The sequence below is a fragment of the Streptomyces sp. NPDC058001 genome, from assembly GCF_042886315.1.
In the GTDB taxonomy this organism is placed as follows: domain Bacteria; phylum Actinomycetota; class Actinomycetes; order Streptomycetales; family Streptomycetaceae; genus Streptomyces.
In genome coordinates this window covers 94832-115742 of sequence record NZ_JBHVQT010000001.1, presented here as the reverse complement: position 1 = coordinate 115742, position 20911 = coordinate 94832, and the positions used below count along the sequence as shown (strand labels likewise).

At 70.2% G+C, this 20911-nt stretch carries 21 protein-coding genes and 1 pseudogene; 5 read left to right on the top strand and 17 right to left on the bottom strand.

Going from position 1 to position 20911, the window contains the following annotated elements:
* Positions 1-22 precede the first annotated feature (22 nt).
* Positions 23-379 (top strand): PASTA domain-containing protein, encoded by a 357-nt coding sequence (locus ACFVT5_RS00560; protein ID WP_389879916.1) that lies wholly within the window; start codon positions 23-25, stop codon positions 377-379.
* On the opposite strand, the gene ACFVT5_RS00555 is transcribed toward ACFVT5_RS00560, so the two are convergent.
* The 3 genes and pseudogenes from ACFVT5_RS00555 to ACFVT5_RS00545 all read right to left on the bottom strand — a co-directional run bounded on the left by ACFVT5_RS00555 (position 363) and on the right by ACFVT5_RS00545 (position 3874).
* Positions 363-2870, bottom strand: coding sequence for a hypothetical protein (locus tag ACFVT5_RS00555; protein ID WP_389881027.1), 2508 nt, complete (start codon positions 2868-2870; stop codon positions 363-365). The genes ACFVT5_RS00560 and ACFVT5_RS00555 overlap by 17 nt on opposite strands.
* Positions 2871-2960: 90 nt before the next feature.
* Positions 2961-3029: pseudogene (locus ACFVT5_RS00550) on the bottom strand (zinc-ribbon domain-containing protein); the annotation flags it as partial.
* Positions 3030-3178: 149 nt separating this feature from the next.
* Entirely contained in the window at positions 3179-3874 is a 696-nt protein-coding gene (locus ACFVT5_RS00545) for a demethylmenaquinone methyltransferase (RefSeq protein ID WP_389879914.1), read from the bottom strand.
* Between the two features lie 184 nt (positions 3875-4058).
* On the opposite strand from ACFVT5_RS00545, the gene ACFVT5_RS00540 reads away from it, so the two are divergent.
* Entirely contained in the window at positions 4059-5015 is a 957-nt protein-coding gene (locus ACFVT5_RS00540; RefSeq protein WP_389880944.1) for a chitinase, read from the top strand.
* Between the two features lie 12 nt (positions 5016-5027).
* On the opposite strand, the gene ACFVT5_RS00535 is transcribed toward ACFVT5_RS00540, so the two are convergent.
* The 4 genes from ACFVT5_RS00535 to ACFVT5_RS00520 all read right to left on the bottom strand — a co-directional run bounded on the left by ACFVT5_RS00535 (position 5028) and on the right by ACFVT5_RS00520 (position 10477).
* Positions 5028-5477: a hypothetical protein gene (locus tag ACFVT5_RS00535; RefSeq protein ID WP_389879912.1), complete on the bottom strand. Its 450-nt coding sequence runs from the start codon at positions 5475-5477 to the stop codon at positions 5028-5030.
* Between the two features lie 7 nt (positions 5478-5484).
* Entirely contained in the window at positions 5485-6684 is a 1200-nt protein-coding gene (mqnC, locus tag ACFVT5_RS00530) for a cyclic dehypoxanthinyl futalosine synthase (protein ID WP_389879910.1), read from the bottom strand.
* Positions 6685-6763: 79 nt separating this feature from the next.
* A complete protein-coding gene (locus tag ACFVT5_RS00525; protein WP_389879908.1) occupies positions 6764-7489 on the bottom strand; it encodes a prepilin peptidase in 726 nt (241 codons plus the stop codon).
* Positions 7490-7495: 6 nt separating this feature from the next.
* Positions 7496-10477 carry a BTAD domain-containing putative transcriptional regulator gene (locus ACFVT5_RS00520; RefSeq protein ID WP_389879906.1) on the bottom strand — a complete coding sequence of 994 codons (2982 nt, stop codon included), beginning with the start codon at positions 10475-10477 and terminating at the stop codon, positions 7496-7498.
* A 354-nt stretch (positions 10478-10831) separates the two neighbouring features.
* On the opposite strand from ACFVT5_RS00520, the gene ACFVT5_RS00515 reads away from it, so the two are divergent.
* On the top strand, positions 10832-11140 hold the full coding sequence (locus ACFVT5_RS00515) for a hypothetical protein (RefSeq protein ID WP_389879904.1): 309 nt from the start codon (positions 10832-10834) through the stop codon (positions 11138-11140).
* 64 nt (positions 11141-11204) lie between these two features.
* Here ACFVT5_RS00515 and ACFVT5_RS00510 read toward each other — a convergent pair whose 3' ends face one another.
* The 10 genes from ACFVT5_RS00510 to ACFVT5_RS00465 form a co-directional block, all read right to left on the bottom strand.
* Complete coding sequence (locus tag ACFVT5_RS00510; protein WP_389879902.1) at positions 11205-11669, bottom strand: pilus assembly protein TadG-related protein; 465 nt, start codon at positions 11667-11669, stop codon at positions 11205-11207.
* Entirely contained in the window at positions 11666-12115 is a 450-nt protein-coding gene (locus tag ACFVT5_RS00505) for a TadE/TadG family type IV pilus assembly protein (RefSeq protein WP_389879901.1), read from the bottom strand. Before ACFVT5_RS00505 ends, ACFVT5_RS00510 begins: the two co-directional genes overlap by 4 nt.
* Positions 12115-12495, bottom strand: a complete 381-nt coding sequence (locus tag ACFVT5_RS00500) for a TadE family protein (RefSeq protein WP_389880941.1) — start codon at positions 12493-12495, stop codon at positions 12115-12117. Before ACFVT5_RS00500 ends, ACFVT5_RS00505 begins: the two co-directional genes overlap by 1 nt.
* An 89-nt stretch (positions 12496-12584) precedes the next feature.
* The gene (locus ACFVT5_RS00495; RefSeq protein WP_389879899.1) at positions 12585-12830 is read right to left on the bottom strand and encodes a hypothetical protein; all 246 of its coding nucleotides are present in this window, start codon (positions 12828-12830) and stop codon (positions 12585-12587) included.
* Between the two features lie 175 nt (positions 12831-13005).
* The gene (locus tag ACFVT5_RS00490) at positions 13006-13932 is read right to left on the bottom strand and encodes a type II secretion system F family protein (protein WP_389879897.1); all 927 of its coding nucleotides are present in this window, start codon (positions 13930-13932) and stop codon (positions 13006-13008) included.
* Positions 13929-14906, bottom strand: a complete 978-nt coding sequence (locus ACFVT5_RS00485) for a type II secretion system F family protein (protein WP_389880938.1) — start codon at positions 14904-14906, stop codon at positions 13929-13931. The genes ACFVT5_RS00490 and ACFVT5_RS00485 overlap by 4 nt, the downstream gene beginning before the upstream one ends.
* 44 nt (positions 14907-14950) lie before the next feature.
* Positions 14951-16258 (bottom strand): CpaF family protein, encoded by a 1308-nt coding sequence (locus ACFVT5_RS00480; RefSeq protein ID WP_389879895.1) that lies wholly within the window; start codon positions 16256-16258, stop codon positions 14951-14953.
* The gene (locus ACFVT5_RS00475; protein WP_389879894.1) at positions 16255-17094 is read right to left on the bottom strand and encodes a hypothetical protein; all 840 of its coding nucleotides are present in this window, start codon (positions 17092-17094) and stop codon (positions 16255-16257) included. Before ACFVT5_RS00475 ends, ACFVT5_RS00480 begins: the two co-directional genes overlap by 4 nt.
* Before the next feature lie 13 nt (positions 17095-17107).
* A complete protein-coding gene (locus ACFVT5_RS00470) occupies positions 17108-17836 on the bottom strand; it encodes a hypothetical protein (RefSeq protein ID WP_389879892.1) in 729 nt (242 codons plus the stop codon).
* A gap of 342 nt (positions 17837-18178) precedes the next feature.
* Positions 18179-18820, bottom strand: a complete 642-nt coding sequence (locus ACFVT5_RS00465; protein ID WP_389879890.1) for a hypothetical protein — start codon at positions 18818-18820, stop codon at positions 18179-18181.
* 245 nt (positions 18821-19065) lie between these two features.
* Between ACFVT5_RS00465 and ACFVT5_RS00460 the strand changes: the two genes are divergently transcribed.
* A complete protein-coding gene (locus ACFVT5_RS00460) occupies positions 19066-19716 on the top strand; it encodes a hypothetical protein (protein ID WP_389879888.1) in 651 nt (216 codons plus the stop codon).
* A 23-nt stretch (positions 19717-19739) separates the two neighbouring features.
* The gene (locus tag ACFVT5_RS00455; RefSeq protein ID WP_389879886.1) at positions 19740-20750 is read left to right on the top strand and encodes a hypothetical protein; all 1011 of its coding nucleotides are present in this window, start codon (positions 19740-19742) and stop codon (positions 20748-20750) included.
* Positions 20751-20911: the final 161 nt, after the last annotated feature.

Genomic DNA, 20911 nt, shown 5'->3' with positions numbered 1-20911 from the left:
CGGTACCGCTGGGGGTGAGTCCGTGCGCTTTACACCCAAAACACCGGAAGTGCGGGTACCGCGGTTCGTCGGCCTCATGGCGATGGACGCGCGGGAGACCGCCGCGGCGCGGGGTGTGCTGCTCGCCGCGCCCGACCGCCCGGACTTCCGACGCGTTGTCGTCGACTACGTCGTACGCCAGTACCCGCCGCCCGACACCGAGGTGCCGCGCGGCGCGGTGGTGACCGTGTGGTTCGAACTCGGTCCCGACGAGGGCGACGGCGGCGCGGGCGTCCGTGAGCCGCGCGTTCCGGCCCCGCCGTCGGGCGGGCTGCGCCGCGAGATCGACGAGACCGGCACGCCGCCCGGCGAGTTCGAGCCGCTCAGGACGGGTCCGTGAGCCGCCAGGAGTCCAGCGCGACGCGGAGCGTGGTGGCCAGATCGCTCTCCCACAGATCGTCGTGGCCGCTGAGAAGGATCGCGTACTCGGTGCCGTTCGCGGCCACGTATCCCTGGTCCTTGCCGTGGATGGTCTGTCCGGCCTCGTCGGTGTAGGTGTACTCCCAGACCGCGCCCGCGCGCCCCTGGAAGCTGTTCTTCGACAGTTCGAGACGCCGGTAGTCGGTCTTGTTCTTCTTGGCGATCGCTTCCATCTTCAGGAAGTTGTCGTACGAGGAGTAGCCCGCGTCGGGGATGACGCCGACGGTGAAACTCTCCAGGCCGGTCGACCCGGCGTACGTGACCTGGCTGCCGTTCTTCACGCCCCGGCGGCTCCAGACGTCCGGCACGGCGAAGGAGAAGCCGAGGGGGTCGGTGACCTGGTGATACCCGTCGGGAGCGGCGTCGGTTCCGGTGGCGGTGTCCCCGCTGTCGGTGGAATCGGTCGGGGCCGTGGTCAACTCCTCGGTGACGTCGGCCGGTTGCCGCTCGGTACCGGTCGGATCCTGCGACAACTCAGCGCTGTAGGTCTCCTCGGGCTTCGGCTTGGGCTTGGGATCGTCGCTGCCCCGGTCCTGCCACACGAGCACCCCGGCGGCGGCACCGCCCCCGACGAGGAGCGCCCCGGCGATGGTCGCGGCCCAGATCCCGGTACGGGTACGGCGGGACGACCCGGAGTCCGGGGTTCCGGCGGCCAGGTGGACGGGATGGAGGGCGTACGGGGGTGGGGAACCGTCGGGGGGAGGCACCGGCATGAAGGCCGGGGTCGGGGGCGGGGGCGTGGACGTGGGCGGCACTGGAGTGCCGGTCGAGAGGGAGGGGGCCGTGGCCGGGTGGGCGGGATCGGAATCGGGGGGTGTGGGCGGCGCGGGGGTTCCGGGCGGGACGGGCGTTCCGGGTGGCACCTCAGCCCCAGGCACCGGCGAAGTCCCAGGCGGCACCGGACCAGCGGGCGGTACCGGAGTACTCGGCGACACCGGAGTACTCGGCGGCACCGGACTGGCCGGCGGTATCACCAGCACCCCAGTCCCCGCGTGGGCCCCGCCACCCCACTCCCCCGTATGCCCCACATACCCCGCACGCCCCACCCGCCCCGCCACCAACGGCCCCAGGAGCACCCCGCCCCCGACCCACAGCACCCCGAACAACAGCGCGTCCGGCACGCTCGTGCCCAAGTGGAACGTGCCGCTGCCACCGCCGACGCCGAGCAGCCCCGCCGACTCGGAGGTCTCGACACCCAGCCCACCGACCCCGGCGAGCAGCAGGAACAGGCCCAGGAAAACGGCCCCGGCGAGTACCCGTTCCCGCAGATCGGCAGAGCGGCGCGCGGCCAGTACGCCGAGGGTGAGTACGCAGATCGCGCCGAGCGCCAGCGCGCCCACCACGGCCCAGGCACCCCACGCGTCACCCAGGTCGGAGAGCCCGAACGACTCGTGCTCGTAGCCACCGCCGCCCGACAGCGAGCCGCCGCGTGCCTCGGCCTCCACGGGGGCGCCCCACGACAGTCCGAGCAGTCCGACGGCCAGATTCGGCAGGATGAGGAGCGCGACGGCGAACGGTGGGACCCCGCTGCCGTCGAGGTCGGACGACACGCTCGACACGTCGTCGTCCTGGGCGGCGACGACGACGAACGCGACGACCGAGCAGAGCACCAGGACCACGCCGAGCGCCCGCAGCGCGGTGCCGGTGGCCCGTACCAGCGCGTGGACGCCGGGGCGGGCGGCGAGCCAGTGACCGAGGTCGACGCCGCACAGGACACCGCAGGCGACGGCGAGTGAGAGCAGCAGGGCGCCGAGCGCGGCGAGCACCGGCGCCGACGAGAACTCCACGCCGGCGACCGTGGGCTGCGCGAACAGGGCGAGGACCAGGACGGCGACGGTCACCGTCACGGCGACCCGGACGGCGGCTTCGAACCCCTCCGTGCGCCCGGGACCGCTCGGCACGCCGATCGGGACACCGTACGGGCGGCGCGCGAGGGTCCGGGTCCGCAGCACCCGTACGCCGATGTACAGCGCGAGGAGCCACAGGGCCGTCACGGCCAGCGGGACCATCGAGAAGGAGACGCCGTCCCCGGCGGCAGCACCGGCCCCGCGCCCGAAACCGTCACCGTAGCCGTCCCCGTAGGCGCCGCCCGGCGAGTCTCCGAAGACCCCGCTCCCGCTCGCGCGGAAGGAGAAGCCCCCGCCGAGTCCCTGGAGCAGCATCGCGAGCGTGATCCGTGTGCGGTCGGCGAATCCGACGAGGACGTCGTCGCCCTGCCCGTACGACGGGACGGCGATGGTGAGCGCCGCGAGCACCAGCAGCCCCACGGGCCAGAGCGCGGCCTGCGCGGCACCGGCCCAGTCCCCCCGGAACGTCCGCCCGAGGAAGGCCCCGACGGGCGAGGGCCGGGCGGGACCGGGGGCGGGACCGGGAACGTAGACGGGCGGCGGCGGCCCGGCGGGCGGACTCATACCGGGCGGACTCATACGAGGCGGACTCACAGGAGGCGCGGCACCCGGCACCGGAGGCGCCCCGTCCGGCACCGTCGGCACCCGCTCACGCCCGCAGCGCATACAGAAGCGGGCTTCGTCCGGCGAGGGTGACCCGCAGTGCGGGCAGTACGACGTCACGTAGTCATCGGACACCACATCCGCGTGACCGGTTCCCGTCAAGCAGGGTTCCGTTCAAGGAAGTTCTGTGGAGATGCCGCCCGCGACTCAACCCCGGACGGACGACCTCACCCCTCCGTGAACCCGCCTCACGCCCCCGTAAAGCTGCCTCACGCCTCCTTGAACCCCCGGTGCAGCGCCACGATCCCGCCGGTCAGATTCCGGTACGCCACCTTCGACCAGCCCGCCTTCACCAGCCGGGCGGCGAGCGCGGGCTGGTCGGGCCAGGCGCGGATGGACTCGGCGAGATAGACGTACGCGTCGGGGTTGGACGAGACCGCGCGGGCCGTCGGGGGCAGGGCGCGCATCAGGTACTCGGTGTAGACCGTACGGAAGGGGGCCCAGGTCGGATGCGAGAACTCGCAGATCACGACCCGTCCGCCGGGCCGCGTGACCCGGTACAGCTCCCGCAGCGCGGTGTCCGTGTCCTGCACATTGCGCAGCCCGAAGGAGATGGTCACGGCGTCGAAGGTGTCGTCCTTGAACGGCAGTTTGGTCGCGTCGCCCGCGGTGAACGGCAGCCAGGGGTGCCGTCCTTTGCCGACCTGGAGCATGCCGAGGGAGAAGTCGCACGGCACGACATAGGCGCCGGTCTGCGCGAAGGGCAGCGACGAGGTGGCGGTCCCGGCGGCCAGGTCGAGGACCTTCTGCGCGGGCCGGGCGTCGACGGCCTTAGCGACCGCCTTCCGCCACACTCGGTCCTGGCCGAGCGACAGCACGTCGTTGGTCAGGTCGTACCGTTCCGCCACGTCGTCGAACATCGAGGCGACTTCGTGCGGCTGCTTGTCCAGGGATGCGCGGGTCACTCCCCCATTGTGGCAGGGCGGCTCAGGTCAGCAGCCTCGGCCTCCGCCCGGATGTGAGACATTTCCGTTCTATGGCAGGAAAAGGGACCACACGGGAACGGATGACAGCACGGTGCGGACTCTTGTGAAATCGGCCGCTCTTCTGAAATCGGCCGCCGGACTCGTCTGCGCCGGCGCGTTGGCCATGACGGGATGCTCGTCGCCCTGGACGTCAGGGTCGGCGCCCGCGCCCTCCGCGTCCCACGCGGCGTCCGCCTCCGCGGCGGCCACCGGACCGCCGTACACCCCTTACGTCAGCGCCACGACCGCCGCCGACACGGACACGGCGGGCTCCCCCGCCGCGTACAACCTGGCCTTCGTCGTGGCGGACATGGCCAGTTGTACGCCCCAGTGGGGCGGCACCGCCGCCGTGGACGACCCGGCCGTGTCGCACCGCATCCGCGAACTGACGGCGCCTGGGCGTGCGGTACGGGTGTCGTTCGGCGGCGCGGACGGCACCGAACTGGCGCTGGCCTGCGACAGCGCGTCCGCGCTCGCCGACGCCTACGCCCGCGCGCTGGACAACGCCGACGCCACCGAGGCCGACTTCGACATCGAGGGCACGAATCTCACCGACACGACCTCGCTCGCGCGGCGCCTGGAGGCCATCGCGCAGTTGCAGAAACGGCGCGATCTGAAGGTCTCGTTCACCCTGCCCGTCCTGCCGACCGGTCTCGACCCGGACGGAGTCGCGCTGCTCGAATCCGCCAACGACCACGGTGTGAAAATCGCGACGGTCAATGTGCTGGCGATGAACTACGGCACGTCCTACACCGGCGACATGGGCGACTACGCCATCACGGCGGCGACCGCGGCCCAGGCCCAACTCGGCTCCGTGTTCGGCCTGTCGGAGCCGGACGCGTGGCAGCGCCTGGCGGTGACGGTCATGCTCGGCGTCAACGACGTGGCGGGCGAGACCTTCACCCTCGCCGACGCGACCCACTTCCGCGCCTTCGCCGAGAAGAAGAACCTCGCCTGGCTCTCCTCCTGGTCCACCTTCAGGGACCGCCAATGCACCAACGGCACAGCGACGAGATCATCGACGACGTGCAGTGGGGTCCTACAGGTACGGGGCGCATACGCCAGAGCCTTGTCGGGCTAGCCTCGTTGTGCCCTAACGGAGCCGGTGCACCAGTCGCCCCGCGCAGACGGTGGCCACGCATACCCCGCCCCCATCGAGAACGGCAAGATCAGCCCGCCCACCCTCGGAGAGAACCGGCACCGGGTCCAGGGAGCCGAGCACCAGCAACCCGCCCCGCTCGACGGCGACCCTGACGGCCCCGGACTCGACGCGATCCCCCCGAACGGCCACCACCCCCGCCCGAAACAGCAGATGCACCCGCTCCCGAGGCGTCGGCGCGTCCGGCAGTACCCCGGTGTGCACCCGGCCGGGGCCCAGCACCCCGCCCCACTCCCGTACCCGCGCCCCGGGAAACCGCTCCCGCAGCGCCGCGAGCGTCCCGATCCCGGCGACCCGGTCGCCCCGCAGGGCCACGGCGCCCCCGTCCAGGGGCTCCGCGTCCCAGGCGACCCGCACGGAGTCGGCGGTGTGAATCGTCAGCACGGCGCGGTCAGTTGGAGGCGAGCAGCTTCAGCTCGGGATGCGCGGTGCCGCCCGCGATGGCGGTGGACGAGATGTGGGACTGCACCCGGTCGTCCACGGGATCGTTCGCCGGGTCGTCGTGCACGACGAGGTGCTCGTACGTCGTGGCCCGCTGCGCCGGTACGCGCCCCGCCTTGCGGATGAGGTCGATGATCTCCATCCGGTTCGAACGGTGCTTGGCGCCGGCCGACGAGACGACGTTCTCCTCCAGCATGATCGACCCCAGGTCGTCCGCGCCGTAGTGCAGCGAGAGCTGGCCGACCTCCTTGCCGGTGGTGAGCCAGGAGCCCTGGATGTGGGCGACGTTGTCGAAGAAGAGCCGCGCGATGGCGATCATCCGCAGGTACTCGAACAGCGTCGCCTGGGTGCGGCCCTTGAGGTGGTTGTTCTCGGGCTGGTACGTGTACGGGATGAAGGCGCGGAAGCCACCCGTCCGGTCCTGTACGTCACGGATCATCCGCAGGTGCTCGATGCGCTCGGCGTTGGTCTCGCCGGTGCCCATGAGCATCGTGGACGTGGACTCGACACCGAGTCCGTGCGCGGTCTCCATGATCTCCAGCCAGCGTTCGCCAGACTCCTTGAGCGGGGCGATGGCCTTGCGGGGGCGCTCGGGCAGCAGTTCGGCACCGGCGCCCGCGAAGGAGTCGAGTCCGGCGGCGTGGATCCGGGTGATGGCCTCCTCGACGGAGACCTTGGAGATCCGGGCCATGTGCTCGACCTCGGACGCGCCGAGTGAGTGGATGACGAGGTCCGGGAAGTCCTTCTTGATCGCCGCGAAGTGCTTCTCGTAGTACTCGACGCCGTAGTCCGGGTGGTGGCCGCCCTGGAACATGATCTGCGTCCCGCCGAGTTCCACGGTCTCCGCGCAGCGGCGCAGGATGTCGTCGAGGTCCCGGGTCCAGCCCTTGGCGGTGTCCTTGGGGGCCGCGTAGAAGGCGCAGAACTTGCACGCCGTCACGCAGACGTTCGTGTAGTTGATGTTCCGCTCGATGATGTACGTGGCGATGTGCTCGGTCCCCGCGTACCGCCGTCGGCGTACCGCGTCGGCCGCCGCGCCCAAGGCGTGCAGGGGGGCGTCGCGGTAGAGGTCGAGGGCCTCTTCGGGGGTGATCCGCCCACCGGCGGCGGCACGGTCGAGGACGGACTGAAGGTCGGCCTTCTCGGTCACCGGGCGTCCCTTTCATAAGGGGGTGGACGGACCGATCCAGCGTACGCCAGGCTCCCCCGGTCCCCGACGCCAGGCATGGTCAGGCCCCGTACGCGCCGAGCACGAGCCCCACGAAGGCGCCGCCGAGCAGGAACGGGCCGAACGGCATCGACGTCTTGCGCCCCGCCCGCCGCACCACGACGAGCCCCATTCCGTACAGCGCGCCGAACAGGAACCCGGCGAAGGTGCCGAGCAGCACGACGGGCCAGCCGTACCAGCCGAGTACGGCGCCGAGCGCTACGGCGAGCTTGACGTCGCCGAAGCCCATGCCGTTCGGGTTGATGAGGAACAGGACGAAGTATCCGGCGCCGAGGGCGAGGGCGCCGTAGAGGGCGGTGAGCCAGGTGCCGGCGTGCTCGGGGAGCAGCGCGGCGGCGCCGAGGAGGGCGAGCGCGGTGGCGGCGAGCGGGAGGGTGAGTACGTCGGGGAGGCGCTGTACGGAGAAGTCGACCACGGCGAGGAGGATGCCGATGGGGGCGAGCAGGAGCCAGGCCGCGAGTTCGGGGCGGGTGCCGGTCGCTGCCGCGAGGGTTGCGGTGACCAGGGCGGTGGCTACCGCCACCGGGGTCGTGCCGGGGCCGTATCGGTCGCCCTCGGGGCAGCGGGCGCGGCCCAGCCAGCTTCCCAGCGGGTGCCCTTCCGGGCAGGTGGTACGCCAGTTCTCCTCGGGCGGCACGGAGAGCCGGTACGCGGCCCTCGGTACGAGCAACCCTGCGCACAGGCCCCACAGAGCCGAGCAGACGATCAACCAGGCGTCGAGATCCACAAGACGTCAGCTGACTGCGGTGACGGCTGAGCGCCAGGTCGGGAGGAGTTCGTCCAGCAACGCCTCTGTCCTCGGGGGGACCCCCCTCGCGCCGCTCCTCGCCACCAGATCCGCCGCCACCCTCTTCAACCTGTCGTCGTCGCCCGTCGCATGTGTCGCCCGCAGGAGTTCGTTCCACAGGCGCTCGTCGCCCGGTGCGGAGCCGAGCGCCGCGGTCAGGGCCTCGATCGCCTTTTCGGCACGGTCCCGCTCCAGGTGGAAGGCGGAGAGCGCGAGTCCGATGTCCGCGACGAGCAGCGGCAGTTGGGCGTCGATGATCTCGTGCGTGAGCCATCCGTACCGGCCGGCGGACCGGTCCGCGAGCAGCGGTCCCCGTACCAGCACGAGCGCGTCCGTGAGCAGCCGTCCCCGTACCTGTCGGCTACCGGCCCCGCGCCCCTGTGTCGCCTCGTGGTAGAGCGAGCGCAGGACGTCCAGGTCGGACACGACGGTCCTGGCGAGGGTGAGCCGTCCGGTGTCGTCGGTGCCGAGGCGCCCGGCGCCGTCCGGGTCCGTACCGAGCCAGGTCCGCAGGCGTTCGATCAGCGCGTCTCGTACGTCCTCGGTGACCCCGCGCGGCCAGAGCGCCGAGGAGAGCACCCGGGGGTGGACGCCCTCCCTGTGCAGCAGGAGCAGCGCCAGCGCCTCGTGCATCAGCGGGCTGCGGTCGCCGTCGGGCGTCTCCAGGCCGATGATCTCGTACGGTCCGACCAGGCGCGCGTACACGGCGGGCCGGCCCTGTTCGCTGACGTCGACGAGGAACGGCGGCCGGTTGGCGGGGCCGTTGTCGGACGAGGGCTCCGGGTCGGCGTCCGAGAACAGGTCGACCACGGCGCGCTGCTGCTCCATCGGCAGCCGCTGCGCGTCGAGTTCGAGTCCGAGGAGCGGGGCGAGGAGCTTGCCCTCGGTGGTGATCTCCATCTGCCAGGCGGCGCCTGGCAGATCGCCGCTCTCGGTGCCGACGAGGTAGCCGATGCCGAGGCGGCTGGCGTCGGCGGCGAGTTCGGCGAGCTTGATCGCGTCGTCGGCGTCGGGCTCGGCGGCCAGGAGGACCAGGTGCGGGGCCCAGCGGGTGTGCTGCGCCGGTCCCGTACGGCCGGTGAGGACCGAGTCGTGTCCGGCGGCGCCGAGCGCGCCGCGCCGCTGCCGGGTCTCGGCCTCCATCGTCTCGATCAGGGCCTCGATGTCGTCCAGGTGGCGCAGCCGGTTGGGCGCCAGCGGGGTGAGGTCCTGGCCGAAACCGACCAGCGTGATGGTCATCCGGTCCGACCAGCCGTTGGTCGCCAACTCGGCGGCGACGGAGGCGAAGACGGCGGCGCGGTCCTGTTCGGTGCCGCTCAGCGAGACGATGCCGGGCACCGACTCCAGGTTCATCAGGAGCCGTGAGTCGTCCAGGGTTCCGAGGCTGACCAGGCCCGGGTAGGGCGCGGCGGTGTCGACGTCCTCGTACTGCTCGGCGTCGGCGCGGGCCAGCATCCAGAACGTCTGGTCCTGGCCGAGCTGCCACGGTGTGGGCGGCTTCCCGGCGGGCTGGGCGAGTTGGAGGTGCAGGTCGCCGTTGCTGAGCCAGGCCGCGTACACGGTCGGCAGCGGCCGTGACTGCTCGCCGAGCGCGGCGGCGAGGCCGCGCAGCGACAGGTCGAGGAGGCGTACGCCCTCGGGGTCGGCGCCGATGAGGAGCGCGTCCTGCGCGTCGGCCGCCGGACCGGTCGGCGTCGGCGGTTCCATGCCGCGCCGCCCACCGATGGCGCCCATCGCGGACTGCCAGAGCGCGGCCCGGCGCCGACGCCCCAGGGCGCCCAGGAGGCCCGCCGCGAGCAGCGGGGCGCCGATCAGGGCCTCGGGCAGACCGAAGGAGAAGCCGTCGCTCTCGGCGGCCGGGGTCGCCTGCGGGGGCGCCTGCTGGTCGCCCTGCTGCCCCTGCTCCGCGGGGCGCTGCGGCGGTACGGAGATGTGCGCGGTGTCGCGGTCGACGGACCCGCTGCCGGACCCACCGCCCTGCTGTCCGCCGCCCTGCCGGCCCGCGCCCTGCTGGTGGTCGCCGGACTTGGAGTAGTCGGAGATCTGCCGCTGCACCTCTTCGGACACCTTGGGCGCCTCGTCGGGCATCTCCACGAGGTCGCCGCCGTGGGCGTCGGCGGGCATCTCCATGATCCAGCCGGGCCGGATCAGACTGGCCTCTGAAAGGCGCGAACCGTCGGGCTGCTCGCGGTCCTTGTTGAGCTGGTAGATCTCCTTGTAGCGGCGGCCGTCGCCGAGGTGGCGTTCGGCGATCTCCCAGAGCGAGTCGTGGTGGCGGCCCTCGGGAGGCTGGATCCGGTAGTACTTGGTGTCGCCGTCCTTGGCCGTACTGGAGCCCGCCTCGGCCTGCGCGTTGGCGTTCGCCGCCTGCTCGGCGATGGCGCTCGCGGTCTGGGCCGCGGACTGCTGCTCCTGCCCGAAGAGGGTGCCCGGCGTCTGCTGCGCGGCGGCCGACGGCGCCTTCTGATTGCCTTCGAGCGACTGCCCGAGCTGGGCGAGGCCGGGCGCGAAACTGGCGGCGGTCGCGGTCACCAGGAGGAGCGCGGCGATGAGCTGCCGGGCGAGCAACTGGCTGGGGCCCGCGCCGGGTACCCGGCCGGGTACCCCGACGCCGGAGACCGCCGCCTTCACCTCGACCAGTACACACGCCGTGAACTGCGCCCACGCCAGCCAGACGACGACGGTGAGCACATTCAGGAATGTGTCGACCGTGATCTCCTGCTGGAGCCAGTCCATGGACGGCGCGCCGGTGGGCAGCGGCCATCCGAGCTGGGTCGCGAGCGCACCGGGCACCGCGACCAGCAGAACGAGCAGCGCGACGAGCGCGAAGAACGCCTTCACGAAGTCCCCGGCCGACCGCTGCCGGGGCAACGGCTGCGGAGTTCGCCGGCTGTTCGATCCCGTCGAGCTTGAACTGCTGCGCGCCATGGCGGGTTCCTGGTGTCCTCTGGGGGGCGAGACGTATATGGGGTACGGGGTGCGGCGGTACGGGTGCGGGGGTACGGCGAGACCTTCGGGCCGAGACTACTGAGATGGTACGGACGGTGTCGAAGGCCAGACACCCCACCGACCTGCGACAAAGCCCCTTTTGCCAGCTTGCTCCGGATTCCCGGTCCGCATTCCCGGCCCCCCTTTCACCATTCATCCTCAACCACGCCGATGGGCTCCGGCTCGGTTCCCTCACCCGTCCCTCTGCCCGTTGCCCTCTGCCCGCTGTCGGTGCCTGGTCGTACCCTTCTTGAAGGGGCTGACCGCCCGTCGACGCCAGGAGGGGGACCTGACATGGGAAAGCCGGATCTCGCGCTGCCGCTCAGCGACTTGGAGGACTACGGGGGACGGCTCCGGTCGATCAAGACGCGGTTGAACGGCACCAAGAAGCTCTTCCAGTCCTATGAGGACGACATCGGGGACAAGGGCGTGTATGACGCGTTGGACGACTTCGAGTCCGGCTGGGAGGACGGCCGCGAGGACATCTCGCAGCAACTCACCGCGCTCGCCGAGATGTCCGACGCCGTGGTCCGCGAGTTCAAGAAACTCGACGACCAACTCGCCAAGGACGTCTCGGAGGGCGTGAAGACGGAGGAGAAGTAACGGGCGCCTCCGGCCGCGTACTTGTGACGGACGGTGACGGACGGCCCCGGGAACGCCCCGGGGCTCAGCCGACCTGGTTCTCCGCGATCGAGCGGCCCCGCACCACGACCGAGCCGCCGTAGAACACCCCCGTGAACACCGGGTCGTAGGTGAGCTGGATCTCCACCTCCACCTGCTGGGCGTTGGCCGCGACGCAGTGGCTCGCCGCGATGTCCGCGCCGTTCATCCCCATCTCCGCGGCGAACGCCTTCACGCGTGCCCCGCAGTTCTGGTAGTTGATCGGCGCGCCCTGGGCACCCTCGTACAGGCCCTCGGTGTCGACGTCCTGCGCCGCGTACCGTGCGGCCTGCTCGGCGATGTCGGCGGCGCGTTCCCGCTTGGAGATGGACAGGCCGCCGTCGATCACGAACGCCGACAGGGAGAGGAAGACCAGCGCGAAGATGATGACCGCGCCGGCGCCCGAACCCCGGTCGTCCAGACGGTCCTTGCGCGCCGCGAGCCACGATCCGAAGCCGGTGCCGCCGCTCACGCCGACCTCCGGTACGGGTCCAGCGGTGAGCTGAAGCTCGCGCTCAGCGTCGTCGGAATGTCCAGGCCCAGCATCGCCAGGCCCCTTACCTCACAGCTGACTTCGACGGTGAAGAGGGTGTCCGGCTCGAAACCGGCACTGGTCTGGCTGACCTTCACCGGGCCCGAGCAGACGTCCGCGAGATCGGCCTCGGCCGCCTTCTTCGCCTCCGACATGGCCGTCGCGTAGTCCTTCTGGATCGATCCCGCCCGCGCCGCGTCCCGGGCCGCGCCGTCGATCGCGCCGCGCCCGTCCACGAGTTGCCCGAACGCGACCAGGACCAGAATGAACATGATCATCACCGGGGCGAGGATCACCACCTCGACGGTCGAGATCCCCCGGTCCGCTCTCCTCCTCGCCAGGGCCGTCAGCCGGTCCCGGAGCCAGGCATGTGTACGCCCCGGCATCACCCACCCCCCTCTTCCACGAACCGCTCCACCGGCCCCGACGACTGCGCGTGCACCGTCAGATCCAGGCCGGGGAACACCGTGGGCACCCGTGCCGTGATCTCCACGCCGACCGTGTTCGGCTCCGGCTGGAGCGTCGTCACCCGGGGCGAGAGGACCAACTGCGGTCCGAGCTGCTGGATGTAGCTGTCGACCACGTCCCGCGCCTGGCCGCGCCACGCGCCGGGGTTCTCGTCCGCCGTGGCCCGCGCCTTGCGGGCGCCCGCCTGGGCCGCCGCCTGCGCCACATGGTCGGCGAAGAAGTACAGACCGAACTGCACCGTCGCGAAGATCATGAAGAAGAGGACAGGCGTGAGCAGCACGAACTCGATCGCGGTCATGCCGGATTCGCCGCGGGTGGAGGCTGCCTCCACCCGGCGGCGTACCCACGTCCGCACGCGCCGCACCACGGTCCCTTTCGCCTCCGGTCTCAGCAAGTACCGCTCTGGTTGGCGCCCTTGATGCAGTCGCCGACCTTGTTGGCGCCGTCGCTCAGCGCGGCGTTGATGATCGCGGCGACCACGCCGACGATCGCGACGACGACCGCCGAGATGATGACCCACTCGACGGCGGACGCGCCGCGGTCGAGTTCGCCGGAGCGGGCCCGCCGCACTCGGCCCTGGAGAAAAGTGATCAGGAAGTCCACAGTCGGGTGGCTGAAGCGCCGTCCGTTCATTGCTCAGTCCTTTCGGGAAGAAGTCGAGAAGAAGGCGGAAGTAGACGGGAGAAGGAGAAGAAGACGGTGGATGGAGGCACACATCAATCGGATCGGATCGGGCAGGTCGCACCGCACGGGCCGACCGGGACCGCGTGCCGCTGCCGTACACCTACCCCGGAACAGCTGCGCGGCCTCACACCTGGAACACGCGCACCGCCGCCGGAAAGATCAGGAAGACCAGGAAGCCGGCACACAGCAGGAGTTGCGCCACCAGCATCGACTGGGACTTCTCGCCCGCGCTGCCCTCGATCTCGGAGAGTTCGCGATGCCGCATCGTCTCCGCGCGCGAGGCCAGCGACTCACGCACCTTCGCTCCGTCGTCCGCGACCAGCGCCAACGACGCGGAGAGGTCCTTGAGTTCCTCGACGCCGAGTTCCTCACCGAGTGAACCGAGCGCCTGCCACTGGCTGATACCGGTGATCCGCGCGTCGGCGAGCGCGTTGCGGATCCGGTGGGTCGCCCAGCCGTCGGACACCTCGGCCGCCGCCATCAGCGCCTCGGGCAGACCGCGCCCGCCGGCCAGGCTCATCGACACCAGGTCCAGATAGGCGCCGATGACCCGTCGCAGGTCGCGGCGCTTGTCGGCCGCGTCGCGCCGTACCTCAAGGTCGGGCAGGAAGAAGAAGAGGAGCGCGAAGGCGAGGGCCAGCCACACCGGGATGACCGGGCTGCTGCCGAAGCCGAGCGTCCACACCACCGCGAACAGGAACGGCCCGAAGAACAGGCCGGCCGCCGCGAGCAGCACCTTCGTCGCCAGGAAGCGTTCCCAACTCCGGTCCAGGACCGCGAGGTCGGCGCGGAGCGACCGCTGCTCCCAGCCCTGCTGGAGGTAGAAGTCGGCGACCCGGTCGCCCACCCGGGCGCGTACGCCGGCCAGTCGCCCGGAGTCCTTCTCGGCCGTGCGGTGCGACGACTCGTACGCCGCTCCGCGCGCCCGCATCGCGTCGATACGGGCCACCGTGGCGACCGCGCTGCGCTTCGTCGGCATCAGGGCGCGGACCAGGGCGAAGATGCCCAGGCCAAGGACGGCGCCGATGACGATCGGCAGGGTCAGGTTCATCGGCGTACCGCCCCCTCGCTCTCGGAAGACCCGGCGGTACCGGACGGCGGACCCTGCGGGCCCCCCGCCGCGTGCGGCGAGCGGGGCCGGACGAACTTGACCGCCGACTCGTCGTGCACCAGGAACCGTTCGGGCGTCTCGATGGTGGACAGCTTCCGCAGCCACCAGAAGCCGAGTGCGAACAGGCCGCAGACACAGACGAGTACGAGCTGTCCCACCGCGGTGCCGTAGGGCTCCACGAAGTCACGGTTGAAGATCGACAGGCCGAGCACGAAGGCGATCGAGACGGCGACGACGATCTGTACGGAGCGCCGGGTCGAGGCGCGCTGGGCCATGACCCGCTGCCGCATGTCGACCTCTTCGCGCGCCGACTTGGCGAGCGCGCCCAGGACCTGGCGCAGACCGGGGCCGCGCAGCCGGGCGTTGAGGATGAGCGCGGCGACGATGATGTCGGCGGACGCGTCGTCGATCTCGTCGGCGAGCTGCTGGAGCGCGTCGGGCAGCGGGGTGCGGGAGCGCAACCGGTCGACCAGCGAGTCCAGATGGGGGCGCAGGACGGGAGCGGAGGCCCGTGCGGACGCGGGGATGGCCTGCTCCAGGCCGACGGCCCCGGCGATGGTGTCGCGCAGCGACTCGGTCCAGGAGGCGAGGGCCTCGACGCGCTTCATCGCGGACTTCTCCTCGGACGCGCCGCCGAACAGCTTGTCCCAGAAGAAGACGAGGACACCGGAGGCGATACCGGCGACGGCCCATCGGGTGAGCAGCAGGACGGCGAGTCCGACGCCGACCGCGAGGGAGCCGCGCTGTCCCGCGAACCGGATCAGTTCGTTGGCGCGTTCGCTCGCCTTCTGCTTCTCGTGCTCGGGCTTGGCGGGCAGTCCGCGCACGGCGACCACGAGCAGTGCGAGGCCGCCTCCGACGGCGACTCCGCAGCCGAGCCCGTACAGGACGGACGTCGAGAACAGGCCACCCATGGAGCCGAGCGAGCCCAGTGCGGCGAGGGAGGTCATGTCGGTACTCACCCCCAGCTTCCGGTCGGCCGGTAGCCGTAGACGGCGAGGTCGTCGAGGCAGGAGATCGGCGCGTGCGGCACGATCCGGCCGTCCGACGTCTCGGCGAACACCTCGCTGGACAGGACGCGTCCGTCGACGCCGTTGACTTCACGGACCGAGGTCACCATGCGTTGCAGCCTGCCGCCGCTCTCGAAGTTGTTGCGCCGCTGGATGAACACGACGAAGTTGACGGCGCCCGCGACGAGCATCTGGCTGGCCTCGATGGGCAGCCGCTCATTCGCCTGGAGCGCGTAGGTCGAGATGCGGTTGAACACCTCGCTGGAGCTGTTGGCGTGGATCGTGGACAGCGAGCCGTCGTTGCCCTGCGACATCGCGTTGAGCATGGTGACGATCTCGTCGCCGAGCACCTCACCGACGATGACCCGCGACGGGTTCATACGCAGCGACCTGCGCACCAGCTCGGCCATCGAAATGGTGCCCTGGCCCTCGGAGTTGGGCAGCCGCTCCTCGAACGCCACGACGTTGGGGTGCAGGTCCGCGAAGGTGTCGAGGCCGAGTTCCAGGGCGCGTTCGACGGTGATGAGCCGCTCGTGCGGCGGGATCTCGTTGGCGAGCGCGCGCAGCAGTGTCGTCTTACCGGCGTTGGTGGCGCCCGCGATCATGATGTTCTTACGGGCCCGTACGGCGCAGGCGAGGAAGTGCGCGACCTCGGGTGTGATGGTGCCGTTGCCGACCAGGTCGGCCATGAACACCTTGCCCATCCGGGCGCGCCGGATGGACAGCGCGGGCCGCCGGGTGACGTCCATGACCGCCGACAGACGCGATCCGTCGGGCAGCCGCAGGTCGAGTTGCGGGTTCGCGGAGTCGAACGGCCGTGAGGACAGACCGGAGTAGGCGCCGAGGATCTGGATCAGCTCGATCAGTTCCTCGTCGCTCTCGGCGACCGGCTCGCCCGTCACCTCCTGGCCGTTGGCGTATCCGACGAAGACCTGGTCGTAGCCGTTGATGTCGATGTTCTCGACCTCGGGGTCGTCCAGGAGCGGCTGGAGCCGTCCGACGCCGAACAGCGCGGCGTGCACGGCCGCCGCGTACTGCTCCTCGGTCTCCGCGTCCAGCGGCGTACGCCCGGCGTTGATCTCCGTACGGGCGTACTCCTCCAGGATCTGGGCTATCACCGCGCGCGCGTACTGGCGTTCGTCCTCGTTGGACATCGGCGTGACGCCGGAGACCTGGTCGACGCGGCGCTGTTCGGCGATACGGTCGCCGGCCTCCTGCCGGAACCGCTTGACCAGCTGGTGGTCGACGGCACTCATCGACCGGCCCCTGCGGCGGGTCCGCCCGCGGGGACGGCCCACGCGGCGCCGAACTGCTGGTAGAGGTCCACGGTGACCTTGCGGGCCGAGCGGATGAGCAGCGACTTGTCGAGCCGGCCGCGCCTGCGGCCCGCCAACTGCTCGGCGCCCGCCGGGTCGTCGGCCAGGGTGCCGACCACGCGGGCGCCGGTCTGGGCGGCGACGAGCATGTCGTTGACCTGGTGGACGACCTTCGCGGACTCGCCGGGGTCGGCGATGAGGATGACGCCGATGAGCGGGGTGCCGAGGGACGCGGCGCCCCGGGTGCCGCCGTGCAGCTTGGCGTTGAGCGCCGCCGCCCGGTCCCGTACCCGGGCGATGGCCTCGGGTTCGGTACGGGAGATCAGCAGGACGAGCGCGGCGTGCGGGAACAGTTCGGCGGCCGGGGTCTCGCCGCTGATCCGGCCGCAGTCGGCGATGACGTCTGCGGGCGCGTGCGGTGAGTCGGCGAGCTGCGAGAAGGCGCGGCCCAGCGTGGGCCACAACCCGGCGAGCCCGGCGGCCTGTTCGGCGATGCCGAGCCCGACGAGCACTTCGAGCCCGCCGCTCAACGGCTGTACGTGGTCCCAGAGTTGGTCGGGTACGAGGCCGCGGCGCGCGGTCGCGGCGATGGACAGCATCCCGGTGTTCGGGTTGAGCTGACCGCCGTGCGCTGCGGCGCTGCGGTACACGAGGTCGCCGCCCGCCGGGTCGGTCTCGGCGAGCAGTGCCCGCCGCGGCCAGACGGCGGCGAGCGCGACGGCCGCGGTGGTGACCCCGGGGGATCCCTTGTCGGCGGCCAGAGCGATGAGGGCCATCTCTGCCGCGCGCCTAGCCGGCGGAGCCGCTGGACGGTACGCGGACGACGGCGACGTCACCGGCGGCCGCGGCCCGTGCGAGGGCGGCCACGTCGGCGGAGTCCACGGTGACGGTGACCGGCAGGTTGGTGCTGCTGATGGTGCCGTCGCTGGTGACCTTGACGGAGGCGACGAGGGCGTTGGCGACGAGGGGGGTGCCGCTCGTCCCGGTGGAGCCGGAGGCGCCGTCCTTGCTGTCGCCGCTGCTGCTGTCGCCGACCTGGTAGGCGGCGACGATGTCACCGGGCTTCAGGCCGTTCGGGTACTGGCCCTCCTTGAGGGAGAGACCCACATTGGACTTGCCGTCGGGCAGCTCGTTCTTCTCGCTGAACATGTCACCGATGACGACGGTGCCCTTGAAGACCTTCGACTTGGCGTGCAGCTTGACCAGGGCGTTCACCTGGGTCCACTTGATGTAGTTGACGTCGCCGTCGTCGGCGACCATCACGGAGGTCACCTTGTCCTTGGTGACGAGTTCGCCGGCCTCGATGTCCGCGGTGACCTTGACGACCTCGATACGGTCGCCGGCCCGCAGGACGAGAACGGTGGCACCCAACGCGCCCACCAGGATGAGCAGTACGGCCAGAGCGGCCAGTGCCGGTTTGCGCTCGCGAGGCGGCGAGGGAAGACGCTCACCGACCGGAGGCTGAACCGGTGCGGGAGAGCGGTGACTGCCCGCCCCCGCACGCTCTTGGATCTTCACGCAACTGCTCCCCGTACACCCAAGAAGAATTCGGTCAATTGACACACTTCAGATGTCTGGGGTCGTTAATCCGGCCCCAGGACGACTGTCAAGTCATCGCACCGTATCAGCAGCACATAAGCCCCTCAAGGCGCTTCGCGCGTCGCCGAGGCCGTGCCCCGCATCGTTACTCACGCGCAATCAGGTACGTCCGGTTCCCGGGGTGGGGAGGGTCGTTGGACGGGCCCTGGACGGGGGTACGAAGCGGCCCCGGCGGACCGTGGACGGAACGCGGAAATGTGCGCTCGCGAACTCAACTTCTTTGCGGTGGCTCCACATTCACCACGGGATCGCCACATGGACCTATTCCACGAACCGGAAGGTGGAGGTGATGGCGTCGAACACGTCGAAGAAGGACTCGGCGAGGTCGAGTACCTGGCTGCTCCCCGAGACGAGCGCGACCTTGCCCTCCTGGCCGGGCACCGGGATGAAGGTCTGCATCAGCACGGCGCGAACGGTCCGGGTGTCGTTGGGGATCGGGATGTCCTCGATGCCGTACGTACGGGCGGCGGCGCCGACACCCGGGATGTCGACGGTCGTCACCTTCCGCCAGGCGTCCCCCTCACGCTTGGCCTCCCGCACGGCGAGTTGCCCGGCGATGGCCTGCGGGTCGGTGGACAGGGGCTCACCGGACTGCTTGCGTCCGCCGACGAGGGAAACGGTGATGGACCCCGTGATCGGGGTGTCACCACCGAAACTCTCCGCCATGCAGCCGCAGTAGAGGGCGCCGGACTGCCATGCCTCCCGGGCGGACTTCTGGAGAAAACCGGTGTAGACGTCCCGGTACGGAGCCAACTCCGGGTGCTGTCGCACCCGTTCATTGACCATGGTCCGGATCGAGTCGTCCCGCGACTCGGGCCGCACGTCGAACTCCCACCAGGACTCGGGCACCTTGATCCGGAATCCGCCGCGCTCGACGGTGAGGGTTTCCATGTAGCGGGCCATGGTGGTGGGTTCCCCGTTTCGGTGGGTGGTAATGGGCGAGTGGTGGGTGGTGGTGATCGTTGGGCCGAGGGTTCAATTTTCGCAAGGGTGCGCAAGGGGTGGGGGCGGCGGGGTCGATCGGGCGCCGATCTCGGCGCCGGTTCGGCCCGGCTTCGTCATGGCGAAGTTCACGGTGGCGAAACCGCAAGGCCCACGGTTAACGTCGTGACTCCTTGACCACGCCCTCGCCCCACCGGGAGTCGACCGTGAAACGCCGTACCCTGCCCGCCGCCGCCGCGCTCACCGCGACCGCAGCCTTGCTGCTGACGGCATGCGGGGGCGACGAAACCCCCAAGGACCAGGACAAAATCGCAGGAGCAGAATCCAGCGACGCAAAGAAGTCCCCGTCCCCGACAGCGACTCCGGACACGGCTGGGCGACCGGACATTGCGCTGCCGAAGGACGTCAAGGACGTCTTCGAGGGGTGGAAGACGGGGGACGCCACGAAGGACGCGGTGCTGGCTGACGCGGGTCGCGCTCAGACCGCCACCAACTACGCGATCATCAAGGGCAATCCCGAGGAACCTGCCATGGCTTTCTACCGTCAGGGCGACGCCTTGGTCAGCGGCCAGGAATGGGTCCAGTCCTTCGTCAAGGACAACATCTCCTACACGGGGACTGTCCGGTACTACTCACCCAACCTCCAGATGTTCGACAAGAAGGCCGCGGGCCTTGTGTTCTGCATCGACGAAAGCAAGGCGTACAACAAGGATCTCAAGACCGGAAAGGTCGAGAAGACCACGCCCTCGAACGACTCCTACGTCCTGTACAACACGCGCCTGGAGAAGAACGACCAGGGCATCTGGCAGACCACAAAGCTCATTTCCGAACGGGGGAACAAGAAGTGCACTCCGTGACCGGGCGACACCGATGGTTGACCGTGACTGCGATCACGGCTCTCTGTGTAGCACTGCCGGGAACTGCTAACGCCGACCGAGGCAGGGGAGGTTCGGACGGCAAAACCAAAGTGACCGGTGAAGAGAAAGCCGGCACGCTGCGCTCGGAGATCGTCTTCTCCGGCTCCACCCGGGGAACGGGTGGAAAGAATGCCGGTCCCGTCACCCCGTTGGGGAACTGGACCCCGCCCGCCTGCTGGTACGAACCCCGCTCGGCCGCCGAGTTCCAGAAGTACGTCGAGGGCTTCTACAAAACCACCGTGAACTACCCGGGTCAGCACAGCTATGCGAAGACGGCGGTCGGACAGTTCCGGGAGATGTACAAGGACGGGGAGTACAAGAACTACAACCTCGACAAGGCGGACGAGGGCAACTTCTGGGTGTCGGTGCAGGACGAGAGCCGTCTCGATGACCCGGGTGCATTCACGTGCAGCAAGCTACCGTTCTGGGTCGAGAACGGCGACCCGCCCAATGTCGAGAACGCGGTGACCCCCGCAATCCTCGCCGCCCTCGCCTACAACGAGATCGAACTCCCGGACACAGAAGTGACGTTGGCCCCGGAAAACGTCACCAAGGTGAATCTCCCGACCTGGGCCTGGCTCGACAAGGCGAAATTCAAGCCGGTCTCCGTCACCGCAAGGCTCGCGGTCAACGGCTTGAACATCGAGGCCACGACCACCGCGACACCCGACTCACTGAAACTGGAACCCGGCACCAGCGAAGCGAAACTGCACCCCGGCTCGGGAGAATGCAAGTTCGGCGCGGACGGCAGCATCGGCACCCCGTACCAGAAGGGCAACGCGGGCAAGACACCCCCGTGCGGCCTCACCTACCTGAGGTCATCAGGCACCGACGCCTACCAGTTGAAGGCCACGGTCACCTGGAAAATCCGCTGGACAGGCACAGGCAACCCGGAGCCCCAGACCCTCCCCGCCGGCACTTTCGGCACGGAACAAGCCATCACGGTCCAGGAAATCCAGTCCATCAACCGCTGACCAGGTCGTCGAACGGATCCTGCTCGGCGGTGACCCCCGCGTCCGAGGGTGAGGACAGGCAAGAGGACCTCCTCACCCTCGTTCAGGCGCGGGAGAAGAACCCTGTCCGCCCACCCGGCGTCGTACCGTTCCACTCGGGACGCATGTCGAAACGCATGGGG